Consider the following 15680-nt stretch of genomic DNA (forward strand, 5'->3'; position numbering starts at 1 on the left):
ATAATGGCTTTATTGGATTTCTTTCTGTCGAGAAAAAAAACGACAGCGAATATCGCAAAAGAGCGATTACAGATCATCGTTGCAGAACGCCGCCGTGGTGATAGCGAGCCCCCATATCTTGCAGATATGAAAAGAGATATTTTGCAGGTTATCTGTAAGTATGTCCAAGTTGACCCTGAGATGTTATCAGTGCAATTTGAGCAAAAAGGGGATGATATTTCTGTTCTTGAACTAAACGTTACGTTGCCAGAAGGTGACGACATAAAAACGACAACAGAAAAATAATTCGTGAAAGAAAGCCGCTGTCTAACTTTTGTTTCATGCAATAGCTTGCGGCTTACTTTTTATGATTTAGCCCAATTAATCAAATGGTTACATGATGATTTCGCTAAAGGAAAAACCTATTCCTTTTATAATTCAAATTTAATTTCCATTGTTATCAGTTTTTTTAAACCTTCTGGCGGTGCTCCTACTGAGCGGCTTTTCTGTACAGCTGATAACGCAGCTTGGTCGAGCGTATTATGTGTTGAGGAATTAACTATACGCACCATCGTAATTTCCCCTAATGAGGAAAGTTGAAAACTTACTTTTACAACTCCTTGGATATTGGTATTTCTCGCTTTTCTTGGGTAACGTTTATGTCGTTCAATTTCACTACGTAATTTATCAATATAGCTTTGATAAGTTGAATCTATTGCATTTCCTACCGAGGTCGTCCTTTGTGCTCCCTTCTGGCCTGCCGCATTAGATTGATTATCGTTTTTCCCCACATGCTGCTCTTGTTTTACATCATCATTTTTTTCACTTTTTTGTTGCGGCTCTTTCTGCTGAGTAACCTTTTTATTAGTTTGTTTTTCCTCTTTCTGTTTGATGACTTTTTTCTGATCATCAGAAATTTTATTTTCATCGCTATGTGAACTTTTTTTATTAGCAACTTTAATTACTGCATTTTCATTTTGTTGTGATTCAGCAAGTAAGCCCCCTGATAGCTTATTATTTAATATTATATCGTTTACTTGCTTTTCAATTACATTTTGCATCAATGAAACAGAAACAATAGCTGCTTGTATTGGTGTATAAATTTGTGCAGAACGTGTTTTTTCTATACTTAAACAATAAAAAACGATGCCAAAATGGAATAATAAAGAAACCATAACAGCAAAATTAAAACGTAGAGTAAGCATTTTAATATCCCTAACAACCCTTCGCCAATACCAAAATACAGCGGCATCAGCGAAGGGGATCCCTTTTAGAAGCGACTTGTTACATTGAAACGCACAGTCCTACCCGGTGCAGGCATCATACTGCGGGTTAATGGGTCTATATAATATTCATCAAATAAGTTTGTGGCTAATAATTCAAATGATAGGTCTTTATTAAACTGATAATTAACATAAGCATCAGCGGTAAAAACGGCATTCCAACTCATCGGGTCATTGTTTAATGGCGCATACTGGTTCGGGTATTTATCCATCATTTCCGCTTCATCTTCATTTTTTGCTTTGCTGTGATAACGCATGCGGCTACCCACTTCTAAACGTTCATCTAAGAAGCGCAAACCTAGGTTGGCATGAATGCTGTACTTAGGTTGCAATTGAGTACGCAAATAGCCGCCAGGGAACCCTGCTGTTGTACACTCTGAGCCACCAAATTGGTTATAGGGATCCATTACCATCAATGAAACTTCATCACAAACCTCATTTTTTAAGCGGTAATCCACACCTAAGTCACCGAATACCCAGCCATTATCATAACGCGCCAACAGTTCCAAACCGGCCGTGTTATGTTTATCAACCTGCGTAAAGACTAACCTGTAGTTCCTATCAAATGCGTTTGTAACAACCGTGTTATAGTAGTTTATGCGTAAATCAGCATGGTTTTCTGCCGCGACGAGACCTTGGAAATTACGCACATATCCCAGTTCTATCGTATGGCTGCGTTCTGGCAAATAAACAGGTGGCGTGTAATTCGGCTCTCTTCCCCCCGAAAAACCAATAGTGTCTTCAAAGATACTTGGCATCCTAACGGTTTCTAAATAACGCCCAAATATTCGATCGTTCTCTGTTAAATAAATTGTTGCCCCTAATGCCGGAGCCCAAGCTGATTCTTCATTTCTTTTTGGCGCTTTAAATTTTTGTTTATTGGAATACTTCACTTCATCATACCCGTTATTAGTAATATCTGCTTTTCGGTATTTTTTTGCTTTTAAGCCTGTTACGGGGTCAATTATTTCTTCTTTTAAATCAATCTCGCCATTATAGAATGGATTATTTTTTCGTATAAACCGGTTATTTTCATCCACCTTCCATTTTACTATATTGTTTCTTTCTGTAATTCTAAACTCAAATTTTTTTTTATTTACATCCATTCGATAGTGAGCATACATTAATGAATCTGCTTTCATATTTAGTGCTTTTCCGATAAAGATTCGCCTTTCATAAGATCTTTCTGCTGTATCTTTAAATGTCTTCCCTTTATCATCAACATACTCTTGTATGACTTGGTACTCTTTCTCACTTAATACACGAGAGAGTCGAAAATTTCTCGCCGTTATATGGCTATAAGGTGCATAATTTATATCTTTAGCCGCAATACGTCTCTCTTTTAATAAATCCCTTGACCAGTAGCTAATATATTGAGCCCCCGCATTCAGACTTAACCAATCAGTAGGCTGCCAATCAAAGCGAATAGTCCCATTATATTCTCGACGCTTACCTTCCCTTGGGATAGCTCGGAACATGTTACCCTTTGGGCTAGAGTCCGAATTAAAGATATCTTCACGGCTACCAATAGTTTCATCAATTAAGCTTCCCATTAAAGTCACTTTAAATTCAGGTGTAATTTGAAATTTATTGGATAATGAAACACCATAGCGATCGTTTAGTTGGTTTAATTTAATCCCATCAACTAAGGTGCCATTGATAGCAGGATTTTTAGCTACATTTTTATCTCGACCAAATTCATAATTCCAATCCCTTTCCACTGGTTCCCTAGGTTGGCCACCTGCGGTATTTGAGTTTAAATTAGTTTTTGTCAACCAATAGCCTAATCGAAAGTCAATCCAACCAATGGATTCGGGTTTGAACGAATAATTGGCGTAAAAAGTATTTAACGCCAAGTTAGCTAAAGGCCATTGTGGAATTTTTCCCTCTAAATCATGATAACGAATTTGCGATGGCATGATTTCGCCATAATGACTTGATGTATGCATATAACCAAGGGATAAGTCCTGTGAATTAGGTAGCATTAAATTTAATTTAGCTAACCATGTCGACATTTCATTTGATGTATTCGCCACCTCTTTATTTGGCCCATAAATCCTAGCTACGAAGGGCATATATGGGTCTATCGCTTTATTTGAGTTATTAGGGTCATAAGTAATGATGTCGTCATAAAATTTACCCGCCCCTCGGCGCCCAGCAAAATAATTACCTTGGTTGCGATAGCTGTATGCTAGCATCAAATCAAACTTTTCTTGCCGTGTCCCAACGGCAATACGCGCTGCGTTATCTTGCAGATTAAAGAAATTAGCGTTACCTTTACTGCGAGGATCAACAAGCATTTCGTGATCTTTAAAATAAATCCCACGAAACTTCTGCATGTCTAACGTATTCAATAGCCGCTTATCATCACGGTAATCTATACCGTGGCTTAATTGATTAACCCTCGGTTTTGTCGAGTTACTCGATGTTTCTAATTTAATATCAAAACCAAACTTGTCGTATTTATCCACAACGTCATCAATGCCTAGCGTTGTTATAGCAACTCCTCCCCCCGTCGATGTACGCACATTGCGGTCTAGCGTTGCACTTTTCATTACCTTAATGCTACTAATCATATTCGGGTCGATATAATTACGATTATTCGCCCCATTATAACCACGCCAAACAGTGATAGCTTGCTCTGTACCGTCTACAGTCACCGGGACACGCCCTTGCCCCTGTATACCCCGAACATTGGGGTCTATTGCCCCGCTATTACGGGCATCTCCACTATATACCCCTACCGCATGGTTAATAGTGTCTGCGGGGTTAGTACCTTTATAACGATCAATTTCTTCTTTACTAATGTAAATATTTGATTCATCTTTATCATATTGGTCATCCGCCCCTTTTCTATCACGCTCTTTGATTGTGGCCGCTTTATCATTTACCACAATAGAACCGATGTTTTCACTTTGTTGTGCATAGACTAAGTTTGTAATATTGCCAATAGATAACCCTGTTGCGATATTAATGGCTATCACTGTTTTGATTTTCATTATCTGTTCCGGTGAAAATTAAAATTTCTTGGTGAAATTGACACCGACTTCACTTTGCTTAAAAGAATAAATAATATCTGCAGTACTTTTATTCACTTGGCTATTAAAATAAATAGAAGGCGTAAAAGTTAATATTTTATTTTTATCAAATGTTAATTGGGTATTTAAATACCCATTATGATCTTTTCTTTTTACATTCAAAAATGCATCAAACTGTTCAAAATTTGTTTGCTTATAACCTATCGCAACAAGTAGATCACACAGTTCGGTTACTTTTAGAAAACCCGCCCTAACCCCATACTGTACATAGCTATCACTATCGTATTGCTTTTTTCTATTGGCTCCATAAAAACTGCCAAAAACCATTAATCGAGGGTTCATTAAATAGGTACCAGTAACTGAATAAACCCATTTATCGCCGTTATTAAAACTATACTTATAAGGGTAAGTTTTATTTTTATATTCAATATTACCTAACAAGGTTACTCGATGATTTAACATGTATTCTGTCGCTATTTTTCCTCCTAGGCTTAAATTATAGTATTGGTTATCGTGCCATTTAGCCTCAAGGGTGGGCTGTATATGGAACGTTGTATTCGCGTTATCAAATTGATACCCCCCAGTAACATATATATTCGTTTTTCTAGCCGTGACTGTTTTCATTGGCTCCACCCCAACCACACCTAATGAGAGTACCGTTGAGTGGTTTCCTACTAGAGGAAAACGCTTTGATAGTTTAGTATAATAATGCCACTTTCCACCAGCGATAGACTGGTTACTACTATTCATACATTTACTACGAAAACAGTACATCTCACGGCTATTTGATGCTTCATTTAAATTAAAATCATAACTTGAGCCTAACTTAATCGTACCTTGCCAACGATTTTTATTTTCTAAATCTATTATTTGACTTTTAATAAATTTAGTTAACCCATTGGATATTCTTTCTTTATATTTAACTTTGATATTTTGATATATTGATAATGCTGATTCATAGTGCTTAACATAAGTCAGTGCTTGTGCAAGTTTTAACTCAACCAATAACATATTAGGCTTGTGAATTAAAATCTCATTATATAGGCTAATTGCTAAATCATACTGTTTATTTAAAACTGCCCTTTCTGAATGAATATATTTAACCAATTCTTTATCGTGGTCTTTATGGTCAACGTAATTACCAATAATTTCATTTATTTTGTCAAAATCTTGTCTCTGAATGAGATCATAAAGAATAAAACCAAGTTCGTCGATATTTTTTTCACTATATTTAACATTATTTATTTCTGATTGATGTTTTTTGTTACTATAATCTTTTAAATTACCGATAACTCCTCCTTTTAGCTCTTGAGCTGACAATACCGAAGGGAGAGAAAAAAGTAATAATAAACTCAAATATATTAAATGTGTTTTTTTATTAAAAAATAACATGATTAGGCTACCATTTTAATGACAAAAATAAAAAAGTAGACAAAATCACTTTTGCCTACTTTTTTTAGCTAATTATATGTTCAGTAATTATTCGTCTTTCTGGCCACCAAATGCCGTGTCTAACTCACGGTTATTCTCATAAGAGAGAATACCTGCCACTTGTTCTGCATTATCACCAAAGAGTTGCCCCATACTATCACCTTGGTGTATTCCATTGGCAATGGCAGTACCACTAAATTTACCGTCTTCTTCAATAGCCCCTTCCATGGAGTGGCTATTCGTTCCTTCTAATGCACCTGTATATGATTTATCCGCGAAGTCAGCATTAAACCAACCTGCCTGTTTTTCTTCTCCTGCAAACTGGTTAATACCCGCTATAGTATAAGTTGCTTGGCCACTGGTTGGCACTTCTGTCGTTGCATTCTCACCAGAGAAATAAACCGTGTGCATTGCATCATCAGTTTCCCCAGTTTGTGACCAATCACCGAAATATACCTCGGCATCTGCAACCTGGCTAAATTGGAACTTACCCATTCCACCGTGCGGGCTACCGCCACTTTCCAAAACATACACGTTGTTTGGTTTTTGCGTGACTAAGTTTTTTAAGCCTGAAAACGATATCATCATTCCCCCCATTTTATGTCGAGAACCGATACCCGGTGCACCAATACTACCACCGTGTGGCCCCATGGTTGATTGGGTTTTACCAACAATAATATTTGTTAGGCCATCACTATAATCTAAACTCTGATTTGATACCGTTTCTGCCATAACACCAACAGAAAATATAGACAAAGATACTGCGACTGTAATTAGTGATAATTTTTTCATTTATTCATCCTCTTCAATAGAAGTTTGAATTAGATTGGTTTATTAACGAAACACATTAAATAAAAGATTATTCTTTCCTTTAATGTTCGAGATTCAGTATATGAAAATTATTTTTATTTACAAATTTAAGGAATATAATTCAATTTTTTATTATTAAACCATAAAAATAAAATAATCTTTTATTTTTTAGCTGGTTAATTAAAGACCCTATAATGGATAGTTTTATTTATTGCGTTTTACATTAAAGATTAATTGAATTTTTAAGAGTAATTACAAATTTTGAGTTAAAACAAGATAAATATACCCATAAATATATGTGACGTATATTTTTATAAGTTTATTGAATGGATAATAAATAAAAATGAAGATAAGATTGAGGGTTATAAATAAGCTAAGCTATTTAAATAAGGTACAAGAAACTCTCTTCTTGTACCTTAATATATTACCCGTTTGCTAATAACTTTGTAATGGGCTCGGCGAGTAATCGCCCTCTCCACCCCGACAACAGCTCAGGAGGTGTAACCGAAGATTTTAACCCCCAATGAATCGACAGTAATTGGTTAATTTGCCGCCTAGAAGCCAATAGTTCAGCATTAAATTTTTCATTTTCAGCAATATCTTTGACCACCGCTTTAATTTCTTTAAATAAGCTTTTGTATTGGCTCTGTTCAGTAATATTCGCTACAGGTGTTGGGTATTGGCTTTCATCAAGTTGCTTTGCTTGCTCGACAATGGCTAACAAGCGCTTGCCATGGCAACGAATTTCCTGCCCAGTTAAGCCAAGTACATCAAGTTCACCCAGAGAGCCCGGTAAATAACGAGCCACTTTCCACAGGTGCTCTTCTTTTACTACAAAGTTAACGGCCATATCGCGGGCTTTAGCTTGGTTTAAACGCCATTCGGCTAATAATTGCAAACAAGCGAGCTGTTCATCACGTAGCTGCCATGCATTATGGATATTCATGTAGGCTTTTTCTGGCTTTAAGGCTTTTTGCCGACGAGCCACAACACGTTGACACTCATCTTTGGCATCTTCCAAGTAGCCCGCTTCAGTCACTTTTTCCATTAGAATTTCAGCTAATGGCAGCAAATACAGTACATCTGCGGCTGCATAATCGCATTGTTTTTCACTCAGAGGACGCGCAAGCCAGTCTGTTCGTGATTCACTTTTGTCTAGTTCAATACCTAAATGTTCAGCAACCAATGATGCAAAACCACAAGAAATTGGATAACCTAAAAATGCTGCCACAACTTGCGTGTCGATCATCGGCTCAGGGACACAATCAAAATCATGCATAAACACTTCTAAGTCTTCACTACCTGCATGTAAAAATTTAAGTTGCTCAGGATTCGTTAAAAGTGCTTTGAACGGGCTAAAATCCGTCATTAATAATGGGTCAATTAACGAAACTTGCTTTCCATCATATAGCTGTAGCAAACCTAGTTGTGGGTAATATGTTCGGGTACGAACAAACTCGGTATCCAAAGCGAGCCATGGTGCATTACTCGCCTCTTGGCATACTTGGGCTAATTCGCTATCTGTAGTTACTAAACGATAATTCAAAACAAGTTTCTCTTTGTTATTTTCATCACAATGACGCCGGCTAAAACCGGCGTCATCTATTTATAATTTAAAACTAAACCACAATCATACTTGTGATTTTTCTCTTTGCAATTTTTCTTCATCACGTAGGTCTTTACGTAAAATTTTACCCACGTTAGATTTTGGTAATTCATCACGAAATTCAAATATCTTAGGGACTTTATACGCGGTTAATGAACGGCGGCAAAAGGTTTTTAGCTCATCACCCGCTAAATTCGCATTTTTCGTTACAACGAAAACTTTAACCGCTTCGCCTGTACTTTCACTAGGTACACCAATTGCAGCGCATTCTATCACGTCCGGATGTGCAGAAATGACATCTTCAATTTCATTTGGATAGACGTTAAAACCTGAAACGATGATCATATCTTTTTTACGATCAACAATACGAATATACCCTTCGCTATCAATTTCAGCGATATCCCCTGTCGCTAACCAACCATCCACTATCGTATCCGCGGTAGAATCAGGCCGGTTCCAATACCCTTTCATGACTTGCGGGCCTTTTACCCACATTTCGCCAGGCTCACCAATAGCGACTTCGTTGCCATCGTCATCAAGGAATTTAACATCTGTTGACGGAACAGGTAAACCAATACTTCCGCTATAACTGGTTAAATTATAAGGGTTACCTGTAACTAGTGGCGCACATTCCGTTAACCCATACCCTTCGAGTAAATGTTTCCCTGTAAGCTTTTGCCATTTTTCTGCAACGGCTTTTTGAACGGGCATCCCCCCACCAACCGAAAGACGTAAACGTGAAAAATCCAACTTTTTGAACTCTTCATTATGCAGCCACGCATTAAATAACGTGTTAACACCAGTAATTGACGTAACGGGATAACGTCCTAGTTGTTTTACGGTGTCAAGTACATCTCTAGGGTTGGTAATCAATAAGTTAACGCCCCCTACAGTGATAAACAGTAAGCAGTTTACTGTCAATGCAAAAACATGGTACAGCGGTAAAGCGGTGACAACAAATTCAGCACCAAATTTCAGTACAGGCCCGTAAGCTGCCCTTGCCTGCTCAATATTTGCTAACATATTGCGATGAGTTAACATCGCCCCTTTAGCAACACCGGTGGTTCCACCTGTATATTGCAAAAAGGCCAAGTCATCACCAGTAATGTTAGGTTTAATATATTGCATACGATAGCCATAATGCATGGCACGGCGAAAGGAGATGGCGTCTGGTAAGTTATATTTAGGGACTAAACGTTTTACATATTTGACAACAAAATCAACAATCGTGGCTTTAGGACGTGAAAGCTGGTCACCCATACGAGTTAAAATGACGTGTTTCACTTTGGTATTGAAAACAATTTTTTCCAGTGTATGTGCAAAATTCGACACAATTACAATTGCGGTTGCACCGCTATCATTCAATTGGTGCTCTAGTTCTCTCGGGGTATAAAGTGGGTTGACGTTGACTACCACCATACCTGCTCGCAATATCCCAAACAGGGCAATCGGATACTGTAATAGGTTTGGCATCATTAATGCGACACGATCCCCTTTTTTAAGACCAAGTCCATTTTGTAAGTAGGCGGCAAAAGCGCGACTTCTCTCTTCAAGTTTCCGATAAGTCATCACTGCTCCCATATTAATGAATGCAGGTTGGTCGGCAAATTGAGAGACCGCATCTTCAAGTAACTCTGCTAGAGAAGCGAAGCTATCAGGATTGATTTCTTCCGGCACATCAGCAGGGTAATTTTTTAGCCAGATTTTTTCCAAAATGTTACTCCTGAATTTAGTGAAGTTATTATACTCAACATCTCTTTTAACAAATTATTAACTCAGCGTACCAGTTTGAAAAACAGACAATGTCAAGGTTGAGAGGTCTATCACTAAATAAATTTTGTTCCTTCAAGAAAAAACTAGGCGGACTAAGCCGCCTAGTTTGTCTTAAATTCGTTAAACAGATGTAAATCTATACAAGATTGCCTGATTATACATGATTTTACGCTATTTTTGGAAAGGTTATCTCGCACTTAAGAAGGGATTTAATCTATTACATTAACCAAAGTCACTTTTGCTGGGATTAAATTTTAGCTAATACTTTTATTAAACACTCTTATTTATTAGCTCTTATTTAGATAATCTTTTTATGGAAAACAAAAAGGCCCCGCAATAATCGGGGCCTTTAAATAAAGAAAAATAATCGTTATTCTGTTAGATAAGTTTGTACGGGTACTGGGCCTCCTGGATAACCGTACCCATAACCATAACCCCATGGGTGGTTATAAAAATACGGGTCGCCATAATAACCATAACCCCAAGGGCCAGACGGCGGGATCATAACACTTTGTGCGACATTCCAGCGTTGGAAACCTGTTACATCTAACGTGACATACTTATAAGGAACTTGCCCTACTTTCCCTTGCTGTTCCCCCGTGATTTTCCCCACCACAGTGATATAACGGTTAGTAAAATCACTTGGCTCACGAAAACCATTTAAGTACGCATAAATGCGGCCAATTGAAGGGGAATTAAGCTCTGGTGCTGCATCATATTTATTCAATGCCATCACCGCAATTTCTAAACGTGTTCTTGCTGCTTCGTTTTCAACTGCAAGGACTTTCCCACCAAAACGCGCCTCTTGGCCAATATACATTTCAGGAGCATTTTGTACCGATGTTAAGTTATCTGTTGGGTTTTGAACCGAGCCTTGAATTGAAGCAGGTATTGAAACACACCCTGTCAGCGCTAATACGCTTGCAATAAAAAGACCTTTAAGTGCATTACGGCAGTTTAATTCAATATTCATAGACCACCTCCGATTAGCGATATTATAAATTCAGGTAATACAATTTTAAATAGCATTTAGTAAACAAAACACGATATGTTAAAAGTAGCCATAAGAATTATCTTACCACCTAATAATATCCTAAATTATTGAATGATTCGATTTGTATTTTTATTATTCAATATTTGATTTGTTTTGTGTGTAATATAAAAAATTGGCCATATCACCTGATATAGCCAATTCAACATCAATTAATTTTCTGTGTATTATTCACGACCAGGCAATTTTTTCCATGTAACTTCATTACGCAGGTAAGTAGGTTCAACATTTTCAACGGCAACCACTTTTCCCTGTTGCCATAATTGAGCAGCAATGGGTAACATATCTTGCGCATCAGGCAGCGTAATATGACTGTTAGCTAATGTAATTGATGCATTCAACAATGAGGGATATGCCTCCCACCCAGTACCTGCATAACCCCACAGCCCTGAAAGCCCTGTCACTTTGCCCTTAAAATCGTCGGGAAGTAGAACTGCTTCAGTTTCTTCACCTAACCATTGGCCTGCGGATGTTCGCTGATATTGGGCACAATAGATTTCTGACATCCGTGCATCAATAGCCACTAATACCTGATGATGCCCCATTATACGAAAGGCGCCTTCAGCAAGTGTCATTAAAGAGGAAACGCCAATCATGGGCAAATTAGCCCCTAGTGCTAACCCTTGTGCAATACCAACACCAATACGAACCCCCGTAAAACTACCAGGACCACGCCCGAAAGCCAATGCATCTAACTGGTTCAACCCCATCCCAGCTTCTGCAAGAACTTCCTCAACCATCGGTAAAATTTTTTGTGTGTGCTCTCGAGGAGAAATCGCGAAACGCGAAATAATGTCACCTTCACACCAAAGTGCGACTGAACAGGCTTCTGTTGCTGTATCAACAGCAAGAATACGACTCGACATGCCTAAACTCCGGCAAATTAATAGTTTCTGATTAAAAGATGCCGATTATATTAACATAAACGGCCGTAGGAATAGCAGAAAAACAAGGTGGGATTTACCTCACTCTATTAACTTCTTGCCTTTTCTCTTCAAGAAATGCAATTGCTTTTTGTATACTTCTTGTTCGTGGTGATGGCGGAAGGCTACGTAAAAAAACCTCACCATAAGGGCGAGTCACTAAACGGTTATCACAAATAACGATGACACCATAATCACTAGTGTCTCGAATTAGCCGCCCTACACCTTGCTTTAAAGTAATAACTGCATCTGGTAATTGGACATCCGAGAATGGATCTCCACCCCGTAATTCACAATCTTCGATGCGCGCTTTTAATAGCGGGTCATCAGGGGCAGTAAATGGGAGTTTATCGATAATGACACAAGTTAATTCATCACCTCGCACATCAACCCCCTCCCAAAAGCTACTAGTGGCAACTAAAACAGCATTCCCCGCAGCAATAAACTGAGATAACAGTTTGTTTTTACTGCTTTCCCCTTGCATTAGAACTGGTAATGTCAATGAAGATTTAAATTCCTCGGCCAATTCACGCATCATCAGGTGTGATGTACATAAAAAGAAGCAACGTCCCTGATTTTTTTCAATCATAGGTCGTAGCATGGTTGCCAATTTTTGCGCGAGGCCTCGTTGATTGAGTTCAGGTAAAAAACGCGGAACGCATAATAAAGTTTGGCTTTGATAATCAAATGGGCTGGCTAATAATAGTGTTTTTGCTGTGGATAACCCTAAACGGTCAGTGAAGTGACTTAGTTTTTCATTTACCGACAAAGTTGCTGATGTAAATACCCAACTGGCTGGCGTACTTGCGATCATTTCGCTGAATTTATCTGCAACCGTTAATGGCGTTAGTGCCAGTAAAAAATGGCGACCATAACTTTCAAACCAATAGCTGTAGCCTGCAATTGTCACATCTTTTAAACGGTTCAAACGATTTCGGTAAATAGTAACACGCTCAAAAATAGAGTCTAAGCTCTGTGAACGGCCCAAAGTGGTTTTGATCACTTCATAACAAAGTTCAAGAGAATCATCAAGTAATGTCAATGCCCTTTGTACTTCAGGGCGCTTTAGTAAATCACGTAAATTGCCACGAAAACTGTTTTCCCCCAAATTGAGCCGGAAATCTAGCGTACTTTGAGTGAGCCTATCTGCACTTTTTTGCAGTTGCACTTGGTCTTTTAACTCAGTTCGATAGGCCATAATCATATCACGTGCCAGATCAAGCAATTGGCGACTACTTAGTTGCTGACCAAAATATTGGCTGGCTATATCAGGAATTTGGTGCGCTTCATCAAAAATCATGACCTCTGCTTGGGGAATTAATTCTCCAAAACCTGTATCTTTCACGACTCTATCAGCCATAAATAAATGGTGATTCACAACGACAATATCCGCTTCTAAAGCTTTACGTCGTGCTTTTAAGACAAAACATTCTTGATAACGTGGGCAATCACTTCCAAGACAATTATCATTGGTGCTAGTCACTAACGGCCAAACAGGGCTGTCCTCCGCAATATCATGACAAGTGCTCGTATCACCTAGCTCAGATTCAATGGACCAACTGCGTAACCTCACAACAGCGGACAATATTTCCGGCTCAAGACTACCACCACCAAGGGATTGTTGGTCTAATCGCTCTAAACATAAATAATTCGAACGCCCTTTTAATAACGCGGTCCGTCCAGTGTAATTCATCGCATCAATAATTGTCGGTAAGTCTCGGTGATACAGTTGATCTTGTAAGGCTTTTGATCCCGTTGAAACAATGACTTTTTTTCCACTACGCAATGCAGGAACTAAATAAGCATATGTTTTTCCTGTTCCAGTACCCGCTTCCGCCACCAGCACATGCTGCTGCTCAATCGACTCGGTTACTGCATTCGACATCGTAACTTGTGCTTCTCGAGGCTGAAAACCAGGAATTGTTCTGGCTAAAAAGCCATCCGCAGAAAAATCGTCGTGCACTACATGACCTATTTATTAGGAATAATGAGGGCACACTTTACCATGAGTTTCTTAACCCTGCTTAGGTAATTATTACTTCGTTGAACAACTGATTTTCATCCAGCCTGCAAACTGTTATTCTTGAGCCACATGTATAATAAGGAATAATTATGACTATCAAACGTATTGACCCTGATAATCGTTGGTCTGAAGCTGTTATTCACAATAATGTCATTTACTACACCAGTGTGCCTGAAAACCTTGACGCTGATATTGTTGCTCAAACAGCAAACACGCTCGCGGCAATTGATGTGATGCTTGAACGTGTTGGTTCAGACAAAAGTAAAATTCTTGATGCCACCATTTTTCTTGCTGATAAAGCCGATTTTGCTGGTATGAACCAAGCATGGGATGCTTGGGTTGTTGCTGGAAGTGCGCCTGTCCGCTGTACTGTCCAAGCATTGTTGATGAAGCCAGAATATAAAGTTGAAATTAAGATTGTTGCAGCAATTGATTGATTAAACAGGTTTTGCTTTGCATAAAAATGGGCGCCAATTATTAGCGCCCATCCATGTTCTAAATAGTTTGTGATGTCGCTAGGCAGCAAGTGAGTTAATCCCTTGGGGCATACAAAAGTATGTGACTAGGGTTAACGAATGCAGCCAACAACGCGACAGTGCTAAATATGACGTTCACTCATGCTCTAAATAGTTTGCAGTGTCGCTAGGCGGCAAGTGAGTTAATCCCTTGGAGCATACATAAGTATGTGACTAGGGTTAACGAATGTAGCCAACAACGCGACAGTGCAAAATGTGACGAGCATTACGACATCTTGATGAGAACCATTCCTAGTAGCAATAACACAATCCCTCCCCAGCCTTTATAATTTAGCCGTTGATTGAAAAGTATCCAACCTGCTGCTACTGTCGCGATAATCCCGAATGCTCCCCATAATGCATAGGCAATTGAAAGTTCAATTCCTTTTACTGCTTGCGCTAATGCACTGAAGGCTCCGAGTACCGCAATTAGGGAGAGAATACCTATCCAATATCGTTTAAATCCATTCGACATTTTTAACAAAATGTTGGCTGCGATTTCTAATATGACTGCTAGGATCAAAAACGCAGCATGCCACCATTCAAAATGACTGGCCATATTACGCCTCCGACTTAGCTTCGCGTCCAACTAAAGCATTTGTTTTGGCTGCATTGACCGCGTTTTGTGTAACTTGTTTTACTTTTTGTGCAGATTGACGAACGGTGGTTTTCTTGGTGCCTGATTTAATCAGTCCAATACCGGTGATCAGTAATACTAACCCCCCAATTTTCATCGGTGATAGCGTTTCTCCAAACCACATGACACTAAATGTTGTGATAAAAAGGATACCGATACCCTCCCATAGTGCATAGGCGACACCTAATGCCACTTTTTTAACTGCAACAGCAAGTAAAATGTATGATGTTGCTATCATCACATACATCACGACCATACCAGTAAAATCTCCACTGACGCTGGCATGTTTCATTGATAGTGTACCGATAACTTCAGTTACGATAGCTAATACTAAAAATATCCAGTAAATCATTATAATATCTCTCTATATACAGCCACGTAATAGTCTATTTTTTGTACAGATAAAAAATACAGATTACTATTGCGTAGTTGTTGAAAATTCAAATAAATAACAACGTGTTGCTGAGTTTATTCAGCGAAATGAATAATCGAGAGAGACGCTATAATGCACCACACCAGTAGTGTTCACTGGAAAGGATAGCTGAAAGGAAAAGCCTGTGTGTCGTTCTTTTTTGGGACTTGCTGATCTTGCCGCTAGTTGAGCTAAGCAT

13 protein-coding genes are annotated in these 15680 nt (G+C 38.6%); 2 read left to right on the forward strand and 11 right to left on the reverse strand.

Translation table 11 applies throughout. The features are described from left to right. Positions 1 to 3: 3 nt before the first annotated feature. Positions 4 to 285 carry a cell division topological specificity factor MinE gene (gene minE, locus P3L40_RS11765; RefSeq protein WP_004254951.1) on the forward strand — a complete coding sequence of 94 codons (282 nt, stop codon included), beginning with the start codon at positions 4 to 6 and terminating at the stop codon, positions 283 to 285. A gap of 125 nt (positions 286 to 410) precedes the next feature. Here minE and P3L40_RS11770 read toward each other — a convergent pair whose 3' ends face one another. The 9 genes from P3L40_RS11770 to P3L40_RS11810 form a co-directional block, all read right to left on the reverse strand. Then, complete coding sequence (locus P3L40_RS11770) at positions 411 to 1184, reverse strand: TonB family protein (protein WP_210852485.1); 774 nt, start codon at positions 1182 to 1184, stop codon at positions 411 to 413. A 65-nt stretch (positions 1185 to 1249) separates the two neighbouring features. After that, positions 1250 to 4261, reverse strand: coding sequence for a TonB-dependent receptor domain-containing protein (locus P3L40_RS11775; protein ID WP_172767230.1), 3012 nt, complete (start codon positions 4259 to 4261; stop codon positions 1250 to 1252). A gap of 18 nt (positions 4262 to 4279) precedes the next feature. Continuing rightward, positions 4280 to 5692, reverse strand: coding sequence for a surface lipoprotein assembly modifier (locus P3L40_RS11780; RefSeq protein WP_094963086.1), 1413 nt, complete (start codon positions 5690 to 5692; stop codon positions 4280 to 4282). Between the two features lie 87 nt (positions 5693 to 5779). Beyond that, positions 5780 to 6523: a Slam-dependent surface lipoprotein gene (locus P3L40_RS11785; protein ID WP_196731519.1), complete on the reverse strand. Its 744-nt coding sequence runs from the start codon at positions 6521 to 6523 to the stop codon at positions 5780 to 5782. Positions 6524 to 6965: 442 nt separating this feature from the next. Further along, the gene (gene rnd, locus P3L40_RS11790) at positions 6966 to 8087 is read right to left on the reverse strand and encodes a ribonuclease D (RefSeq protein WP_210852484.1); all 1122 of its coding nucleotides are present in this window, start codon (positions 8085 to 8087) and stop codon (positions 6966 to 6968) included. An 84-nt stretch (positions 8088 to 8171) separates the two neighbouring features. Continuing rightward, complete coding sequence (gene fadD / locus P3L40_RS11795) at positions 8172 to 9860, reverse strand: long-chain-fatty-acid--CoA ligase FadD (protein WP_210852482.1); 1689 nt, start codon at positions 9858 to 9860, stop codon at positions 8172 to 8174. A 430-nt stretch (positions 9861 to 10290) separates the two neighbouring features. Beyond that, a complete protein-coding gene (locus tag P3L40_RS11800; RefSeq protein WP_004254971.1) occupies positions 10291 to 10893 on the reverse strand; it encodes a Slp family lipoprotein in 603 nt (200 codons plus the stop codon). A 245-nt stretch (positions 10894 to 11138) separates the two neighbouring features. Next, a complete protein-coding gene (gene tsaB, locus P3L40_RS11805; protein WP_272693254.1) occupies positions 11139 to 11837 on the reverse strand; it encodes a tRNA (adenosine(37)-N6)-threonylcarbamoyltransferase complex dimerization subunit type 1 TsaB in 699 nt (232 codons plus the stop codon). Positions 11838 to 11931: 94 nt separating this feature from the next. Then, the gene (locus P3L40_RS11810) at positions 11932 to 13857 is read right to left on the reverse strand and encodes an ATP-dependent DNA helicase (protein WP_196731522.1); all 1926 of its coding nucleotides are present in this window, start codon (positions 13855 to 13857) and stop codon (positions 11932 to 11934) included. Between the two features lie 149 nt (positions 13858 to 14006). On the opposite strand from P3L40_RS11810, the gene P3L40_RS11815 reads away from it, so the two are divergent. After that, complete coding sequence (locus P3L40_RS11815) at positions 14007 to 14354, forward strand: RidA family protein (protein WP_004254978.1); 348 nt, start codon at positions 14007 to 14009, stop codon at positions 14352 to 14354. Positions 14355 to 14658: 304 nt separating this feature from the next. On the opposite strand, the gene mdtI is transcribed toward P3L40_RS11815, so the two are convergent. Continuing rightward, positions 14659 to 14991, reverse strand: coding sequence for a multidrug/spermidine efflux SMR transporter subunit MdtI (gene mdtI, locus P3L40_RS11820; RefSeq protein WP_004254980.1), 333 nt, complete (start codon positions 14989 to 14991; stop codon positions 14659 to 14661). 1 nt (position 14992) lies between these two features. Next, complete coding sequence (mdtJ, locus tag P3L40_RS11825) at positions 14993 to 15421, reverse strand: multidrug/spermidine efflux SMR transporter subunit MdtJ (protein ID WP_004254982.1); 429 nt, start codon at positions 15419 to 15421, stop codon at positions 14993 to 14995. Positions 15422 to 15680: the final 259 nt, after the last annotated feature.

It is taken from the genome of Providencia sp. PROV040, from assembly GCF_032706145.1.
GTDB classification, from domain to species: Bacteria; Pseudomonadota; Gammaproteobacteria; order Enterobacterales; family Enterobacteriaceae; genus Providencia; species Providencia hangzhouensis.

Excerpts from the sequence above, each read along its gene's own strand:
- minE (WP_004254951.1), top strand. The coding sequence starts at position 4 with ATGGCTTTATTGGATTTCTTTCTGTCGAGAAAAAAAACGACAGCGAAT.
- P3L40_RS11770 (WP_210852485.1), bottom strand. The coding sequence starts at position 1,184 with ATGCTTACTCTACGTTTTAATTTTGCTGTTATGGTTTCTTTATTATTC.
- P3L40_RS11775 (WP_172767230.1), bottom strand. The coding sequence starts at position 4,261 with ATGAAAATCAAAACAGTGATAGCCATTAATATCGCAACAGGGTTATCT.
- P3L40_RS11780 (WP_094963086.1), bottom strand. The coding sequence starts at position 5,692 with ATGTTATTTTTTAATAAAAAAACACATTTAATATATTTGAGTTTATTA.
- P3L40_RS11785 (WP_196731519.1), bottom strand. The coding sequence starts at position 6,523 with ATGAAAAAATTATCACTAATTACAGTCGCAGTATCTTTGTCTATATTT.
- P3L40_RS11800 (WP_004254971.1), bottom strand. The coding sequence starts at position 10,893 with ATGAATATTGAATTAAACTGCCGTAATGCACTTAAAGGTCTTTTTATT.
- tsaB (WP_272693254.1), bottom strand. The coding sequence starts at position 11,837 with ATGTCGAGTCGTATTCTTGCTGTTGATACAGCAACAGAAGCCTGTTCA.
- P3L40_RS11815 (WP_004254978.1), top strand. The coding sequence starts at position 14,007 with ATGACTATCAAACGTATTGACCCTGATAATCGTTGGTCTGAAGCTGTT.
- mdtI (WP_004254980.1), bottom strand. The coding sequence starts at position 14,991 with ATGGCCAGTCATTTTGAATGGTGGCATGCTGCGTTTTTGATCCTAGCA.
- mdtJ (WP_004254982.1), bottom strand. The coding sequence starts at position 15,421 with ATGATTTACTGGATATTTTTAGTATTAGCTATCGTAACTGAAGTTATC.